Source organism: Burkholderia sp. Bp9031 (assembly GCF_003857965.1).
GTDB lineage: Bacteria > Pseudomonadota > Gammaproteobacteria > Burkholderiales > Burkholderiaceae > Burkholderia > Burkholderia ambifaria_A.
The window spans coordinates 295,731-310,865 of record NZ_QTPW01000004.1 but is presented as its reverse complement, the minus strand read 5'-3'; the positions used below and the strand labels follow the sequence as shown (position 1 = coordinate 310,865).

Here is a 15,135-nt window from a genome sequence, read left to right as displayed (position 1 = left end):
AAGTTTAGGGACGCAGTGTGCGGCGGTCGTTATGCTCGATGCATATGACCAAACACCGGAGGACTTGAATGGAAAGCTTTCGAGAAAGAGGCTGGATGCACGCGCGAAAGTGTCTGACGCTGTGTCTGGCTGGGATCGCGATGGCGTGGGTCGCTGCTACCTTTGCTGCTGCACCGCTCGCCGGCAAACAGGCACCGGGGTTCTACAGAACGATGGTGGGGAAGTTCGAAGTTACAGCGCTGTCGGACGGAACCCATCCGTTCCCGATCGACAAGGTGGTCGAAGGTGTGTCGAACGCAGATATCGAGAACGATCTGCAGCGCGCATTTCTTGCGCCGCCAGTGCAAGGATCAATCAATGCGTTTCTGGTGAATACCGGAGAGAAACTGATTCTGATCGATGCTGGCGCGGGCTCACTGTATGGTGATTGCTGCGGACGATTGGTCGACAATCTTCGTGCGGCCGGCTATCGACCGGAACAGGTCGACGAGGTTTTGCTTACCCACATGCACGAAGACCACATCGGCGGTATCGCTTCGAAAGGTGTAGCCGTATTTCCGAATGCGGTTGTCAGGGTGAACCGCAAAGAGGCGGACTACTGGCTCGATCCGGTCAACAAGACTCAAGCGTCGCCGCTTCTCGCGCCGTTCTTTGATGCAGCAACCGCAGCAATCGAACCATACCGTGCTGTTGGGCGGTTCAAGACATACGATCACGACGGCGTACTCGAGCCGGGCATTCGTGCGATTTCACTTCCGGGCCACACACCCGGCCAGATGGCCTATCTGGTCGAAAGCGGCTCCGCACGCCTGCTGGTCTGGGGAGATGTCGTGCATGTCGCTGCGATCCAGCTTCGGCAACTGCAAGCTACCGTCAAGTACGACAGCGATCCTTCGGAAGCGCGTGAATCTCGAGAAGAGATTCTGCGTGAAGTCGCGGACCGACGTTACCTCGTTGGTGCGGCCCATGTTTCGTTTCCGGGACTCGGGCACGTGCGGAAGGATGGTGACACCTTCGACTGGGTGCCGGTCAACTACGACTGGTCGCCCGTGCCCAGAGCCGGTGTAGCGCCTCGCCCTTGATGCCGGGCAGGCGGCAACAATTCTCCAGGCGTCTACTTTTCTAAGGATCGATCGTGGAAACGTTGGAAAACATTGCAGTAACTCACCATACGCTGGTTGCAAACGGCATCCGGCAACATTACCTCGACGCCGGCAGCGGGCCGGTTGTCGTGTTGCTTCACGGCTTCCCGGAGACCAGCTACGCATGGCGCCACCAGCTTCCGGTGCTCGCCCGTACGTATCGCGTGATTGCGCCGGATTTGCGCGGCTACGGCGAAACCGACAAGCCGGCGTCCGGATACGACAAGCGCAACATGGCACTCGACATCATCCGCCTGCTGGACACGCTGGGGATCGAGAAAGTCGTGCTGGTCGGGCACGATCGCGGCGCGCGAGTTGCTACACGGCTTGCGAAGGATCATCCGGAACGTGTCGATCGTCTGGTGGTCATGGATAACGTGCCGACGCGTATCGTCGCGGAAAACATGAGTCCGAAAACGGCACGTGCGTACTGGTTCTTCCTGTTCCATCTGGTGGTGGACTTGCCCGAGACCCTGATCGCCGGCAACGAGGAAGCCTGGTTGCGCCATTTCTTCTCCGATTGGTGTTACAACCCGCACACGATCGAGGGGGCAGATTTCGATGCGTACGTGAAAGCGTACAAGCGACCAGGCGCCGTGCGCGGCGCAATGTCGGACTACCGTGCGAACGCGCAGGACGTCGAGCAGGATCAGGCGGACGCCGATACCCGGATCGCCTGCCCGACGATGGCGATTTGGGGCGAGGACTTTTACGCGGTCGGCGGGATGTTCGATATGAAGGCGGTGTGGGAGGGGATGGCGACCAATCTGCGCGCCGAGCCGATCGCCCGTTGCGGTCATCTGCCGCAGGAGGAGCAGCCCGAGCGCGTCAATGCGTTGCTGCTCGATTTTCTGAGCGGCTGGACCGGGCGTTGATTGCCCGACTGCTTATCGCGTCAGCGGCCGCTCCGACGTCGCCAGGCGCCGGGCGGTTTGCCGACGACCCGGGTGAAGGTGCGGTTCAAATGACTTTGGTCGGCGAACCCGCAACAAGTGGCAATTTCGGTTAACGTCATCTCCGATGCCTCGACGAGCTTGCGGGCCTTCTGAATGCGTTGGTCCAGTAACCACTGATGCGGCGTGCGACCGGTGGTCTTGGCGAATGCGCGAATGAAATAGCCGCGTGACAGATTGCATTCGCGTGCGACGTCCGCGATTGCCATGCCTTCATTCAGGTTCGCGATAAGCAGTTCCTTTGCCAGCGCTTCCTGCGCGCGCGACAGCATGCCGCCAATACGGCTCGCGGGAAGCAAGGGCGTTCCGTATTGTTTCGAAAGATGGATGCCGATGGCGAGCCCCATCTGTTCGACGAAGAGCGCGTTCAGCGCGCCCGTGGTATCGAAGCACCCGGCGACCGCGCGGGCAAGGTGGCCCAGTACCGGGTCACGCTGATCGATCGAACATGTCAGTCCGGCGAACCGGCCCGCGTCGCGTTCGGCATCGAGGCGATCGAAAAACAATCCCGGCAGTTCGATGAGCACGAAATCGAAATTGCCGTGAAGATCGGCGCGATAGTCGTCGGACATATCGCGGATATAGATCGAGTCGTCGCTGAAGTGTCGCGCAATCTTGCGTTGCCCATGGAAAATATCGCGCCGATGACCACTGTTCATCGACACGCCAATCAAGTACCCGCGATCCGAGGCAGGCATCGCAACGCGATGGACGGTACCGTTGTCCATGCATTTGCGGTAGAACGCCATATCGGTGCCGCGCATTTCCAGATTTGTGCGCAACTGGCTTGAAGTGCACCCAAGCGTATCCTTCTTCATCGGGCCGGCGGCGGGCTGGGTAGTAAGCAGCATGCGGCGTACCTCGGATCAACATACGGAAGGTTGGCGAGGAGGGAAGTTTACACTGTTGCGATGCACAAAAAAACCTCGAATCAATGAAAGCAACGGCGCACACGATCGGTGCATGCAACCTCCGATGAACGTGTCGGCTTCCCCGTTACGTGACTCTCCTTCAATTCACGTAACAAAAGTACAAGAACAGCCTCCTCTTTTGAGATAAAGTCGGGACCGCATCGATCGTTGCGGTGCAGGGTAAGTGAGCTTTGAAAGTAATTTCGAAGGTTCGACCCGGAAGCGCCGCGATTTGAAACGGGCAGTCAATCGGCTTGCGTTTGCCGACACGCGCGGAAAGCGATCGGACCTTGAACTCACATGAACGGATGCCCGGCCGGTGCACGTAGGCAGCGGTTCAAGTACGGCACGCTCGAACCTGAATCAAGGATGCACGGTTTTGCCGACAGGCGCGTGCGATGGCGCCAAAACATCCCGAAAATTGTGACCGCACAAGATACATATAACCAACGGGACGTGTCGTTTGAAGTGTCGTGCCGCTAGCGGCGCTGGGTGGGAGGGGCGGGTCGGGGAAGCGATTCGTCGTATGTGACTTTGTGTTGAATAGTGAAACGAAGCATGGAGAATCACGTCGCTGAAGAGATCGTCTGGGACGAGAGACGATACGCGCAAGCCACGCAGAACTTCATTCGGGCGTCAGACACGTTTGTTGAATCTCAGATCGTCGATCTCATGTCGGACACAGTCTGGCTTGCACTGCAGACGGAATGGTCAAATGAGCTGTCCTGCAGCCAGATGGAACGCGAATTCAATGTCCGAGTCAAGCTGTCACAGGACTGGGCTGTCGTTCCGCATGCGCTGGTCCGGACCGCGGACGGACCAGCGTTGATCTACGAGATGACCGCAGGCACGTCGCTATCGGCGCTAGCGGGAAAATTGTCCGTTGCTCAGTTCCTCTCGATCGCGATTGGAATGGCGCGGTGCATCGCCAAGACGCATGAGCAGCGTCTTGTGCATGGCGATATTCGGCCGGCGAATTTCGTTCATGAGTCGAATGGCGTTGTCCGTATTCGCTCGTTCATGCATGCCTGCGATCTGACTGGCGAGCTACGTTTCAGAAGACAGCCCAGCGAGGCTGCGGCGCCGTACGCCGCGCCTGAGCGGACCATGTGGGAGGATGCGTTCGACGACGAGCGAAGTGATCTATATTCGCTTGGTATCACGCTATTCGAGCTATTGACGGGCGCGTATCCGTTCAAGGCGTCGTCGCTGGCCGAATGGTTGCATGCACATGTCGCGATCGAACCTGCGAAACCGGGCAAGCACCGAGCAGACGTGCCGCCGATACTCGACGAGGTCATCCTCAAGCTGTTGTCGAAGGATCCAAATACCCGCTATCAGACCGCCGAATCCCTTTATCACGATCTCGCGTACATCGAGGCAGCGTGGACGGCGTCGGGTGCGGCCGCACCGTTCGATCTCGCGCGCGCCGACCGCTTCTTGCAGGATGCCGGGTCCGGCGCATTCGTCGGGCGCGAAGGCGAACTGCGCCAGCTCGTCGATGCCTATGACGATGTAGCGCTGACGGGGCGCGCGTCGATGGTGCTGATCGAGGGCGGGGCCGGGCTGGGCAAGACGATGCTCGTCAACCGGCTCAGGGTGCGGTTGAACCCGTCGTCGCAGTTCTGCGGTATCGGGAAGGTCGATCAATATCAGTCGTCGCAACCGTATGCGCCGATCGTCAGCGCGTTGCGCTCGCTATTACCTCATGTCGCCCCGCGGGGAGACGATGCACGCGTAGACCTAACGCAGGGAATCCGTGAGCGTCTGCGCGAACACGCCGGCTTGCTGGCTCAGTTGGCTCCCGAGATCGGGCAGGCGCTGGGCATGCAAGAAGTCGAAGCGGATTGGACCGACACGATGCCGGTGTCGCGCGTTCACCAGATACTGGCCAGCGCATTTTCCGCGTTCGCGTCACCGGGTTCGCCGCTGTTGCTTGCGATCGACGACGTTCAATGGGCCGATGACGCGACGCTCGACTTCTTCGAGGCGTTAGTTGCCGATGCGCCGGCGAACCTGTGCGTTGTCATCACCTGTCGGCCTGCCGACTACGATCAGACAACCCGTTTTCGAACGTTCGTCGAACGCCTGCGCGGTATCTGCACGACCGCGATCGATCTCACGCCGCTGCAAGTATCCGATGTCGTTCGAATGATCGGATCGTTTCTGAATGAACCGCTCGACCGCGTGCGCGATCTCGGTGAACTGATCCATACGAAGGCGGAAGGCAATCCGTTCCATGTGCGGCAACTGCTGCGTGCGCTCTTCGACGCCCGACTGGTTCGCTTCGATGGTGATAGCCATGCGTGGACTTGGGACGGAGAGGCAATCGAACGACACCACGATGCGGAGAATGTCGTCGAATTGCTGGAGCATCGACTGGAGGGATTGTCGCCGGCCGAGCGAGATATGCTCAGTTGGCTTGCATGTATCGGGACGGAGTGTGATTCCGGCCGCATCGCCCGCATACTGGGTACGGCGCACGGGGACGTACTGTTCCGGCTGGAACAAGCGCGGCGGACGGGTTTTGTCTGGCGGCGGGGCGAGCAATGGGGATTCGCCCACGACAGGATTCGCGAGGCTGCTTACGGGCTGCTTGATCCGGCTACGCGCGCGGCGCGGCACGAGCGAATTGCTGCGGCGATGATTTCGCTTTCGTCTGCAGGCAATCCGGACAACGTGCTCGATATCGCAGCCCAGATCGAGCGCGCGATTTACATCCCGGTCGAGCGTGCGCGGGCGGTTTCGTTTGCCAGCATGCTGATTCTCGCAGCGGAGCGTACCGCGGCGGCGGCCGCGCGCGACCGGACGCTTGCGTTTCTCGTATCGGCCGAGGCATTGGTCGGCAAGGCCGCCTGGAGTGATACGTACGACCTCACAAGGGCTCTGACCGTGCTGCGTTGTCGCACATTGCTTGCCACCGGCCACCTTGAGAACGCGGCACGGGAAATCGATGCATTGCTGCCCCGTATGCGTTCGGCGATCGATGCCGCGGAGGCCTATCGACTCAAGGCGGCACTGCTGACCGTCAATTCGGATTATGCGGGGGCTGTCGATGTCGCGCTCGAAGGCTTGAGGTTGCTCGGCATCGATTTTCCCGCCCAACCGTCGACCGATGATCTGGCTGACGCGTACCATGAGATCGAGGCCGAACTCGCGGGGCGTTCGATCGCGGAGCTCGTCGCGCTCGAGAAGATGAATGATGCGCGCATCGAGGCGGCGATGGGTTTGCTGACCGCCCTTGAGGCGGCGATGTTCTATCCGAGTGCGGGGCTGACATTGCTGCAGTTGGCGACCATGGTACGGCTGACATTGCAATACGGCGTCACGGGCGCCTCGGTGCAGGGACTAGCGTGGTACGGTGTCTATATTGCGGATGCCTACGATGCGTACGAAGAGGGGCTGGCATTCGCGAAAGTCGCGCTTGCGCTCGTCGACAAGCATGGGTTCGAGCGCTATCGCACGGCGACGCTGGTCGCACTCGACCAGGTCAGTGTGTGGACCCAACCGCTCGCGTCTGCGCTTGATTATGCGCGTCAGGCAAAGGCGGCCGGAAACGAAAGTGCGGAATTGCGCTGGCAGTGCTACAGCTGTAATCACATCGTGTCGGACTTGATCGCGATGGGCGAGACGTTGCCCCGAATCCGTGACGAGATCGAATCACTGTTGACGATCGCGCGCGGTGCCGGCTACCACGACATCGTCGACCTGGTGGCGACTCAGGCCGAGTTCGTCGAGTCGCTCCAGACAGGCAGTGGTCGGACGATCGGAACGTGGCAATCCCGGGGCAGGGAAATCGGGCACACCGAACGCTGTGACAAGCCCCCCATGGCCGTGTTGTCGTTCTGGACGCTCGTGCTGCGCGGACAATCCGCGTTCTTGCTCGGCGACCTGGGTACGGCCGAGTCCGCGTTCGAAGCGGCTGTGCCGCTGACCTGGTCCACGCCAGCGCATATCATGCTGTCCGATTTTCGTCTGTTCGCGACTTTGACCGTGATCCATGCGAATCGGGGGCGGCTGGAGCCGGAGCAACTGCTTGCGAAAGTCACCGTTCATCGAGAACAGATGGCGACTTGGTCGGCCCTGAACCCGGGTACGTTCCAGAACAAGCTGATGTTGATCGAGGCGGAGTTCGAGCGCGTGCGTGGCAACGATCTTCGCGCGATGCAGTTGTACGAGGCGTCGGCCAACATGGCGGCTGCACAAGGCTTTGTGCACGAACAGGCGCTGGCCCACGAACTGGCGAGCCGCCACGCTGCCGAATCGTCGCTTTCCGGTGTCGCGCGCCATCATTTGCGCATCGCCCATGCGTGCTATCGGCGCTGGGGCGCGCTTGGCAAGGCGGCCCGGATTGAGGCGCAGCATTCGTTTGTCGCGACCGACGCTTTACCGGCGACGACGCCGCTCGAGATTCAAGGCAGCACCGATCTCGATTTCATGGTCGCGATGCGTACCGCGCAGTCGCTATCTGAAGAGCTCGACCTGGAGCGTCTCGTCCAGTCGCTCATGATCAACATGGTCGTACATGCCGGCGCACAATATGGCGTGCTGATTCTCGTGCGCAACGGCGTGCCGATGATCGAGGCATCTGCCCGTGTCGATGGCGACGACGTGGTCGTCGATTTCACGCGGACGCGGCCAGTCGACAAGGACATGCCGACATCGATGCTGAATCGCGTCATGCGAACGCGCAAGCCGCTCGTATTTGACGATGCGTCGACGCAGGGTATGCCCGAACATGCGGCGAGCCTCGCCGTTCGCCCTACCCGATCCGCCTTCTGCTTGCCGTTGCTCAAGCAGGGGGGGCTGATCGGCGTGCTTTATCTTGAGAACGCGTTGGTGCACGGCGTATTCACGCCCAAACGGACCGCGATGCTCGAGGTGCTCGCGCCTCAGGCCGCGAATTCACTTGAAACCGCACGGCTCTATACCGAACTCATCGAGGAGAATGCGCGCCGCCAGGAAATGGAAGAGGCGTTGCGGCGCGCCCGAACGGAGTTGGCTCATGCGGCCCATGTCACGGTGATGGGGGAACTCGCCGCATCGATCGCCCATGAGATCAACCAGCCGCTCACCAGCATCGTATCGAGCGCCGGCGCGAGCCTGCGCTGGCTAGGCAGCGCGCAGCCGAACATTGCCGAGGCGCGGTCCAATCTCGAAGATATCCGTGCGTCAGGTGTTCGTGCGGCGGACATCGTGCGAGCGTTGAGGTCGCTGGCGAAGCAGGCACCCGTCACGCTCGCGCCGGTCGTGATCGACGATCTCGTCGGAGAGATGCTGAAGCTGACGGCGATGGAGATCGACGCGAAGCGCGTCCGGCTGCGGGTCCGGCTGGATAGCGGCGGCGTCGAGGTCCTGGCCGACCGGATTCAGATCCAGCAAGTCGTTCTGAATCTGATTACCAATGCGCTGGATGCGATGGACGGTGCCGAACACCCACGCCTGCTCGACGTGGCGTCGACAATCGAGGCGGGCCATGTCGTTGTCAGCATGCTCGATAGCGGCCCAGGGATCGGCGAGTCGCTGATGGAGCGCATCTTCGACCCCTTCTTTACGACCAAGTCGCACGGAATGGGCATGGGGCTCGCCATCTGCAAATCGATCATGGAGGTGCACGGCGGAATGTTGACCGCCACGGCCGGACCGTCCGGGGGGGCGGCATTCGTGTTCAGGCTACCGCTTGCCGACATCGCCCACTGAACAGATTGCCCTGGCAGCGGGCCCGTTGTTAATTCCGGATGCCGTGCGGTTCGACGTCGAGCGCTTGCGCCATGCGAACGAGATCGGGCAGCGTGCGCGCGCCCATCTTGCGCATCACCTGACCGCGATGGACCTTCACGGTGATTTCGTGCAGGTTCAGGTGCCCCGCGATCTGTTTGTTCATCAGGCCGGTGATGACGAATCCCATGACTTCGCGCTCGCGCGGCGTCAGAGAAGCGTATGCGGCCTGCAGGCCGGTCAGCGAGCGCGCTGCATCGAGCCTCGCGGCATCGACTGAGAGGGCGTGCGTGACGGCCTCGACAATATCCTGCTCGCGAAACGGCTTGGTCAGGAAGTCGACTGCACCGCTTTTCATTGCCTTGACGGACATCGGTACATCGCCGAAGCCTGTCATGAACAGAATCGGAATGCGCAGCCCGTTTCGCATGGCGTCTTCCTGAAAGGCGAGACCGCTTTCTCCGCGCAGACGCACGTCGAGTAGCAGGCAACTCGGAGCGTCCGGTCGATCGAAGGCGAGAAAGTCGCGCGACGACGCAAACGTTTCGACGTGCAGTCCGACCGAGCGCAGCAGAGAGTCGAGCGAGCGACGCAAAGTTTCGTCGTCGTCGACGATATAAACGACAGGCGGATGGTTTGGCACGTCCGGCGATATCGTGCTTGTTTCGCTTGTCATTCTGGATCCCTTCGGGGTGGTTAAACCGGCGTGCATCATGTCGCCACGGCTCCCAACGTTCTATGCAGTCGAAATATCACAGCGATTCGAGGCGGAATCAGTAGGATCCGGCGGTGCCGGAGGATGTCGCTTGGTCGACCAGGTTCAACAGGTCGTCATCCGAAAAGGGTTTGCGCAAGAAATCTAACGCACCTTGATCCAGTGCACGCTTGACAACATCTTCGTCGCGTTGGGCGGACATAATGATGATCGGAGTTCGTGCCCCTTTTTCTTTGAGAGCGCGCTGGACTTCCAGGCCGTTCATTCCTTTCATCTTGAAGTCGAGAAGAATGCAGGCGGCGTGAAGTCGTTCGTCGGAAAGCAGAAAGTCCTCGCCCGACGCAAACGACAAGGCTGTATGTCCAGCCGCTTTGAGAAGGCTTTCGAGGCTTTTCCGTACCGACGCGTCATCATCGATAATGCAAACGAAGGCCATGAGCGCGAACTTTACGAGGCAAGCTGTAATAATAAAGACAGATTCGTTTCGCCGCGATTAGTCGTTCGTATAATTGCACCGAACGGAGAAACCAGGCTAGCCCTGAATCGGCCGGGTTCGCGACTCGCGGCGACGTCAATATGTGACTTGCGGCACCGATGCGGCGGCAGGCGCGTAGGTTGCCGGTTCGCAATAGGGGCGACGATGTTCGAGTTCCCCGCATTCGCCAGTTTCTATCCGTCTTTTCAGAGCGTAGGCCCGCGTAGGCCCCGGCAGTCGGTAGCGCTGCGATTTGGCGGTCGGGCTGGTCAGGATCAGCGACTTCTCCACTAGCCCGACGATACCACTCAGCATCCGCGCCGAGTCAAAGCGCTCACAACCGGCGACTGCGCGAGCGGTTGCGAGCTCGAATGGGCCATCGATGACAGACAAGCGGCCCAGTAGCGTTCGCTCGTCATCGTCCAGCAACCGATAACTCCAGTCAAGCGCTGCCGCCATCGTCTTATGTCGCGGCGGTGCGGCTCGCAACAGGTTGGGCAACTCGAGCAGTCGTGCATCGAGTTCGGCGCTCAACGTCGGAATCCCGAGTGAAGTGACACATGAAGCCGCCAGTTCCAGCGCGAGCGGAATGCCGTCGAGCGCGCGGCACATCGATGCGACGAGCTGCAGCGTACACGAATCGAGCGAAATGTCCGAACCCGTCGCCGTCGCGCGCTTCAGGAACATCTGGACGGAACTGCTGGCTAGCACGTCATCGCCGGAGGCGCCCGCGGCCGGCGAATCCAGCGGAGGGATCCGGTACACCCGTTCGCGTGCGATCCGCAGCGGCTCGCGGCTTGTCACGAGGATGCGGGTGTCAGGGCGATGCGCATGAAGGTCCGTGCAGAGTTCCGCGACTTCGTCGGCGACGTGCTCGCAGCCGTCGAAGTACAGCAAAGTCGGTCGCGCGTCGAGCGTCGCAAGCAATTGGTCGAGATCAGTCGACGGCACCTTCAATGCACGTCCGGTGGCATGCAACACTGACTCGTACGGCTGTCCGTCGGACAGGTCGACCAAACCAACTGCCATGCCTGAGCCGGCCGAGAACTGCCAGGCGCATTCGTGGGCGATGGTGGTTTTTCCGATCCCGCCGGGGCCGCAGAGCGTCACGATCGCCTCGGACGTGATGGAATCGAGCACGCTGGCGATTACGGAGTCACGTCCCACGAGGGCAGAGGGCACGGCCGTGATGCGGCTCGGCATATCGATCGGGCCGCCACCAGACGGTGCTTCTACCGGCCGGGCAAGCCTGTAGCCGCGTCCCGCGCACGTCTTGATGGTGCCATGCTTTCCCCCAAAAATCTTGCGTAGCGCCGAGATATGAACCTGGATATTGTTGTCGACGACGAAGGTGTTCGGCCAGACCTTGTCCATGATCTCGTCCTTCGTGACGAGTCGTCCGTCCGCCTTGATCAGCAACTCGAGGATGTCGAATGCCCGCATGCTGATATGGCGTGCTTCGCCGTCCACGAAAATTTCGCGGCTTTCGAGGGATACCGCTACCCGGTCGAATGTGTGCATGTTTTGCTCATTCAATGAAATAGCGCAGGCGCGCCGTCTGTTGAGCACTCGCCCGGACGCGTGGCACGCGGCCCGGTAACTTGTCGCCATCGTATTTCGGGAGCCGGTATGTCGCTATTATCCATGTGTCTAGGTTGGCTACACCTACCGCACATGGACGTGCATGTGTCGCACTGTCGCCCGGTGGTCGATGGACCGTTCATGATTGTGCCAACCACGCGTCCATGCGAATCGTCCGGCGCAAAATGCCCGACGAGCGGGATCAGGATCTGCACGGCTACCGAACTGAAGCCGATCCGCAGCGAGACGGCGAGGAGAGATCCAGCGTTTGCACGACTGCCGCCGCCCGGCTCACGCTCGCGACGAGCGTAGTCGTTATCATCAGCTTGCGGTTTTAGAGCGGGTCGACGAGCGGTTCGATGAAAGACAGGCGGAACGCATAGTCGATCTGCGTGAGCGACACGATGAGGCTCGCCGTGTCCCCCGACATGTGAAGATGTGGCGCAATCATTCCGGTGATCGGTGCGCGTAGTACAGGTTGGCGATGATCGCGCTGCAACAGAGCGCGAAGCATGCAGTGAGCTCTTAAGTGAGTTTGGCGGCATGTCCTCGGGCCGCAACCGAAGTCGAATCTGCCAACATAAGGGTTCGCTGAACGTAGAGCATCACGCGCACCGCGGCTAGTGGAGCAGTGATCGGGTGGCCGCGGTGAGTGGGTCGGTAACGCGTGCGTTCCGCTCTGCGCATAGTGCGTCCTGCATGCCGACGAGAGTATGGGGGGCGCTCCAATTGGAGCGGAGCCGCCGCGCAAACCAGCATTGCGTGCGGGCAAAAGCGGGATCCGACGCTTATGCAACTGCGCGTGCCGGCTCCAGCGGCCCCCACGCGGCGTCGCGCGATTACGCTTGCAGGAACGCCAGCAGTTCGGCGTTGACGACGCACATCCTGTGCGACGCGCCGGCGATGATCTTGAGCCGGGCATTCTTGACGATCCTGGCCGACAGTTGGCCGAGTCGTCGATCGGCACGATCTGGTCGTCATCGCTATGCAAGATCAGCGTTGGCACGGTGATCTTCTTGAGGTCCTTGGTGTAGTCGACCTCCGAGAATTCCTTGACGCGCAAATACTGGTCGTGTAGGCCGCCCATCATTCCCTGTGTCCAGAATGCGTCGATCGTGCCTTGCGAGACTTTCGCACTCGGCCGGTTGAAGCCGAAGAGCGGCACCGCGAGATCCTGGTAGAACTGGGAGCGATTCTCGGCAACGTTCTTGCGGATGCCGTCGAACACATCCATCGGCAGGCCTCGAGGATTGCTCGCCGACTTCACCATCTTCGAAGGTGCCGTGCCGATACGGACCGCCTTGGCGATCCGCTCCGTACCGTGGCGACCGATGTAGCGCGCGACCTCGCCGCCGCCCGTGGAGTGGCCGGTGAGCGTCGCTTCGCGCAAATCGAGGGCGTTTATCAGCGCCGCGAGATCATCGGCGTAGGGGTTCATGTCGTTGCCATGGGCCGGCTGGCCCGACCGCCCGTGACCGCGCCGGTCATGGGCAATGACGCGAAAGCCGTGCTGGACGAGGAACAGCATCTGCGCATCCCAGGCATCCCAGGCATCCCAGGCATCCCAGGCATCCGCGGAAAGCGGCCAGCCATGGGAGAAGACAACCGGACGCCCGGTTCCCCAGTCCTTGTAGTAAATCAGGGTGCCGTCTTTCGTGGTGATCGTGTTCATTGCATTGACTCTGTGATGGGCCGAAGTGGCAGAGGAATGTTTCGTCGGGCTGACGGCCGACGCGGCTGCGGGCAGTGCTGCCGACGTCAGGGCGGTGGCGCCGGCAAGCATCATGTCGCGTCGCCGCGGCGAGGGCGGGACATCAGTTTGCGGAATGCGCATCGAGGCTCCAGGTGCGTGCGGCGGATGATGCCGCGTTGAACGAGCGGGTAATGCTGCCGGTGCGGGACGATGGCACCGGGCCGGCAAGTTATGCGCCGTCGGAATCGGACATCGTCCGGATGCTGACAAGCGCGGTAGGCAGGCTAAATCCTGTTCGGGCGGCACGTACTGAAAGCCGTCTCAATTTTCATGAAAGCGCCACGGTCGCGCCGAGCGAGCGTACCGGCAAGAAAGTTTCAGAAACGGTAAAGGACGCTTCAGCGGAGTCTCGCTATCGTTGGTCCCGAATCGTCTCCATACCCTACCCGTATCGCTTCATGCCAAAAGGCGTCACGAGTGATGCAGCGGTCAGACACGGGGACGCGTCACCCACGTCATTTGCGAGGATGCCTTGCCATGAATGAGATCAGTCGTTGGGAGCGGATGATTACGCAGTTCGCCCCGTTGTTCGGCGCGGACAGCCATGTGCCGGTTTGCCAAAGCGTCGACGTCGCCGGACGATGCCGGCGCGATGTCGCCTCTATGCAATCGCTCGGTAATGTGCGAGCGCGGAGCTCGATCGTCTCCGTCGAGCGCCAGACTGAGTCGTCGGTTCTCGTATCTTGGAGCGATCCGACGTGCTGTCGCTACGACGAGCAACGCTGGATCAGCGCGAAGTCCCGGATGCGAGCTCGCTGCGCGTTGAGTGGACACGTCATTCGCTTGGGCGATCCTGTTTACAAGCCGCAGTGGCGCGGCGCAAGGAGACCGGCGAACGGTGCGGAGATGATTCTGACGACCGAACTGGATCGGCTGATCGTCGAACTGAGTCGCCATTGATACCCATTCAGGTCGCGGGCTAATCCGACGACCGTCAACCTGTCAGGAAATGACTATGAGTCTGTTCACGACCCCCGATGGCGTTTCGCTCTACTACAAGGACTGGGGTTCCGGTAAGCCGGTTGTCTTCATTCACGGCTGGCCCTTGAATGCCGATATGTGGGATATACAGATGCACCACCTCGCATCGCAGGGGTTTCGATGCATCGCATACGACCGGCGCGGGTTCGGGCGGTCCAGCCAGCCGTGGCAAGGTTACGACTACGACACGCTGGCGGATGACCTCGCAGCCTTGCTCGATAAGCTCGATCTGCGTGAGGTTACGCTCGTCGGCTTTTCGATGGGGAGCGGTGAGGTTGCGCGCTACATCGCTCGACACGGGGCCGCCCGCGTGGCGAGGGCCGTGCTGATCGGTGCGGTCACGCCGTTGATTGCGCAACGCGACGATTATCAGGAGGGCATCGCGGTCGAAGTGTTCGATGGAATTCGGACGGCAATACTCGCCGATCGCGCTACCTTTCTCGAAAACTTCTGGCCGTTGTTCACCGGGTCCAACCGAGCCGGTTCGACAGTCTCACGCGCGGCGCTCGAGGCAACCACGTACATGGCGCTTCAGGCAGGCCTGAACGCCACGCTCGATTGTGTGCATGCGTTCTCGGAAACGGACTTCCGTGCAGATCTCGACAAGCTCGATGTACCGACATTGATCGTGCACGGCGATGACGATCAGACCGCACCGATCGAGCTTACGGCGAGAGCGACAGCGAATCGTGTGCTTCACGCAACTCTACTCGAATACGAAGGTGGTCCACACGCACTGTACCTGACGCATGCTGAGCAACTGAATGAAGATCTGCTTGATTTCGTGCGAGCGCACGACTAACCGCGTTCGGTTGGGACGTAAAAAATCAGTGCGATGTGTGTCGAATTCGAACGGAAGATCCAGCAGCATTCAAGTCACTTTGAGGACGGCGATCGTTCAGCGGA

General features: G+C 60.7%; 9 protein-coding genes and 2 pseudogenes. 5 read left to right on the top strand and 6 right to left on the bottom strand.

Annotation, left to right across the window (positions count from 1 at the left end):
* The first annotated feature begins 68 nt into the window (after nt 1-68).
* Together DIE15_RS08065 and DIE15_RS08060 are read left to right on the top strand one after the other, a co-directional pair.
* Nucleotides 69-1,082 (top strand): MBL fold metallo-hydrolase, encoded by a 1,014-nt coding sequence (locus DIE15_RS08065; RefSeq protein WP_124832875.1) that lies wholly within the window; start codon nt 69-71, stop codon nt 1,080-1,082.
* 62 nt (nt 1,083-1,144) lie between these two features.
* Nucleotides 1,145-2,017: an alpha/beta fold hydrolase gene (locus tag DIE15_RS08060; RefSeq protein WP_409364294.1), complete on the top strand. Its 873-nt coding sequence runs from the start codon at nt 1,145-1,147 to the stop codon at nt 2,015-2,017.
* Between the two features lie 20 nt (nt 2,018-2,037).
* On the opposite strand, the gene DIE15_RS08055 is transcribed toward DIE15_RS08060, so the two are convergent.
* Entirely contained in the window at nt 2,038-2,946 is a 909-nt protein-coding gene (locus tag DIE15_RS08055; RefSeq protein ID WP_124832873.1) for an AraC family transcriptional regulator, read from the bottom strand.
* Nucleotides 2,947-3,564: 618 nt separating this feature from the next.
* On the opposite strand from DIE15_RS08055, the gene DIE15_RS08050 reads away from it, so the two are divergent.
* Nucleotides 3,565-8,706, top strand: coding sequence for an ATP-binding sensor histidine kinase (locus tag DIE15_RS08050; protein WP_124832872.1), 5,142 nt, complete (start codon nt 3,565-3,567; stop codon nt 8,704-8,706).
* A 28-nt stretch (nt 8,707-8,734) separates the two neighbouring features.
* On the opposite strand, the gene DIE15_RS08045 is transcribed toward DIE15_RS08050, so the two are convergent.
* The 5 genes and pseudogenes from DIE15_RS08045 to DIE15_RS08030 all read right to left on the bottom strand — a co-directional run bounded on the left by DIE15_RS08045 (nt 8,735) and on the right by DIE15_RS08030 (nt 13,167).
* Nucleotides 8,735-9,400 (bottom strand): response regulator transcription factor, encoded by a 666-nt coding sequence (locus tag DIE15_RS08045; RefSeq protein WP_124832903.1) that lies wholly within the window; start codon nt 9,398-9,400, stop codon nt 8,735-8,737.
* Nucleotides 9,401-9,497: 97 nt separating this feature from the next.
* The gene (locus DIE15_RS08040) at nt 9,498-9,875 is read right to left on the bottom strand and encodes a response regulator transcription factor (RefSeq protein WP_124832871.1); all 378 of its coding nucleotides are present in this window, start codon (nt 9,873-9,875) and stop codon (nt 9,498-9,500) included.
* A gap of 135 nt (nt 9,876-10,010) precedes the next feature.
* Nucleotides 10,011-11,435, bottom strand: a complete 1,425-nt coding sequence (locus DIE15_RS08035) for a winged helix-turn-helix domain-containing protein (protein WP_185734388.1) — start codon at nt 11,433-11,435, stop codon at nt 10,011-10,013.
* Between the two features lie 194 nt (nt 11,436-11,629).
* Nucleotides 11,630-12,077, bottom strand: a pseudogene (locus DIE15_RS37555) (MFS transporter); the annotation flags it as partial.
* Nucleotides 12,078-12,334: 257 nt separating this feature from the next.
* Nucleotides 12,335-13,167: pseudogene (locus DIE15_RS08030) on the bottom strand (alpha/beta fold hydrolase).
* A gap of 558 nt (nt 13,168-13,725) precedes the next feature.
* Here DIE15_RS08030 and DIE15_RS08025 point away from each other — a divergent pair.
* Both DIE15_RS08025 and DIE15_RS08020 read left to right on the top strand, forming a co-directional pair.
* Nucleotides 13,726-14,148, top strand: coding sequence for a DUF3331 domain-containing protein (locus tag DIE15_RS08025; RefSeq protein WP_124832869.1), 423 nt, complete (start codon nt 13,726-13,728; stop codon nt 14,146-14,148).
* A 55-nt stretch (nt 14,149-14,203) separates the two neighbouring features.
* A complete protein-coding gene (locus DIE15_RS08020; RefSeq protein ID WP_124832868.1) occupies nt 14,204-15,031 on the top strand; it encodes an alpha/beta fold hydrolase in 828 nt (275 codons plus the stop codon).
* Nucleotides 15,032-15,135 lie beyond the last annotated feature (104 nt).

Coding starts and splice junctions, on each gene's coding strand:
- DIE15_RS08065 (WP_124832875.1), top strand. CDS start 69: ATGGAAAGCTTTCGAGAAAGAGGCTGGATGCACGCGCGAAAGTGTCTG.
- DIE15_RS08055 (WP_124832873.1), bottom strand. CDS start 2,946: ATGCTGCTTACTACCCAGCCCGCCGCCGGCCCGATGAAGAAGGATACG.
- DIE15_RS08050 (WP_124832872.1), top strand. CDS start 3,565: ATGGAGAATCACGTCGCTGAAGAGATCGTCTGGGACGAGAGACGATAC.
- DIE15_RS08045 (WP_124832903.1), bottom strand. CDS start 9,400: ATGACAAGCGAAACAAGCACGATATCGCCGGACGTGCCAAACCATCCG.
- DIE15_RS08040 (WP_124832871.1), bottom strand. CDS start 9,875: ATGGCCTTCGTTTGCATTATCGATGATGACGCGTCGGTACGGAAAAGC.
- DIE15_RS08035 (WP_185734388.1), bottom strand. CDS start 11,435: ATGCACACATTCGACCGGGTAGCGGTATCCCTCGAAAGCCGCGAAATT.
- DIE15_RS08025 (WP_124832869.1), top strand. CDS start 13,726: ATGAATGAGATCAGTCGTTGGGAGCGGATGATTACGCAGTTCGCCCCG.
- DIE15_RS08020 (WP_124832868.1), top strand. CDS start 14,204: ATGAGTCTGTTCACGACCCCCGATGGCGTTTCGCTCTACTACAAGGAC.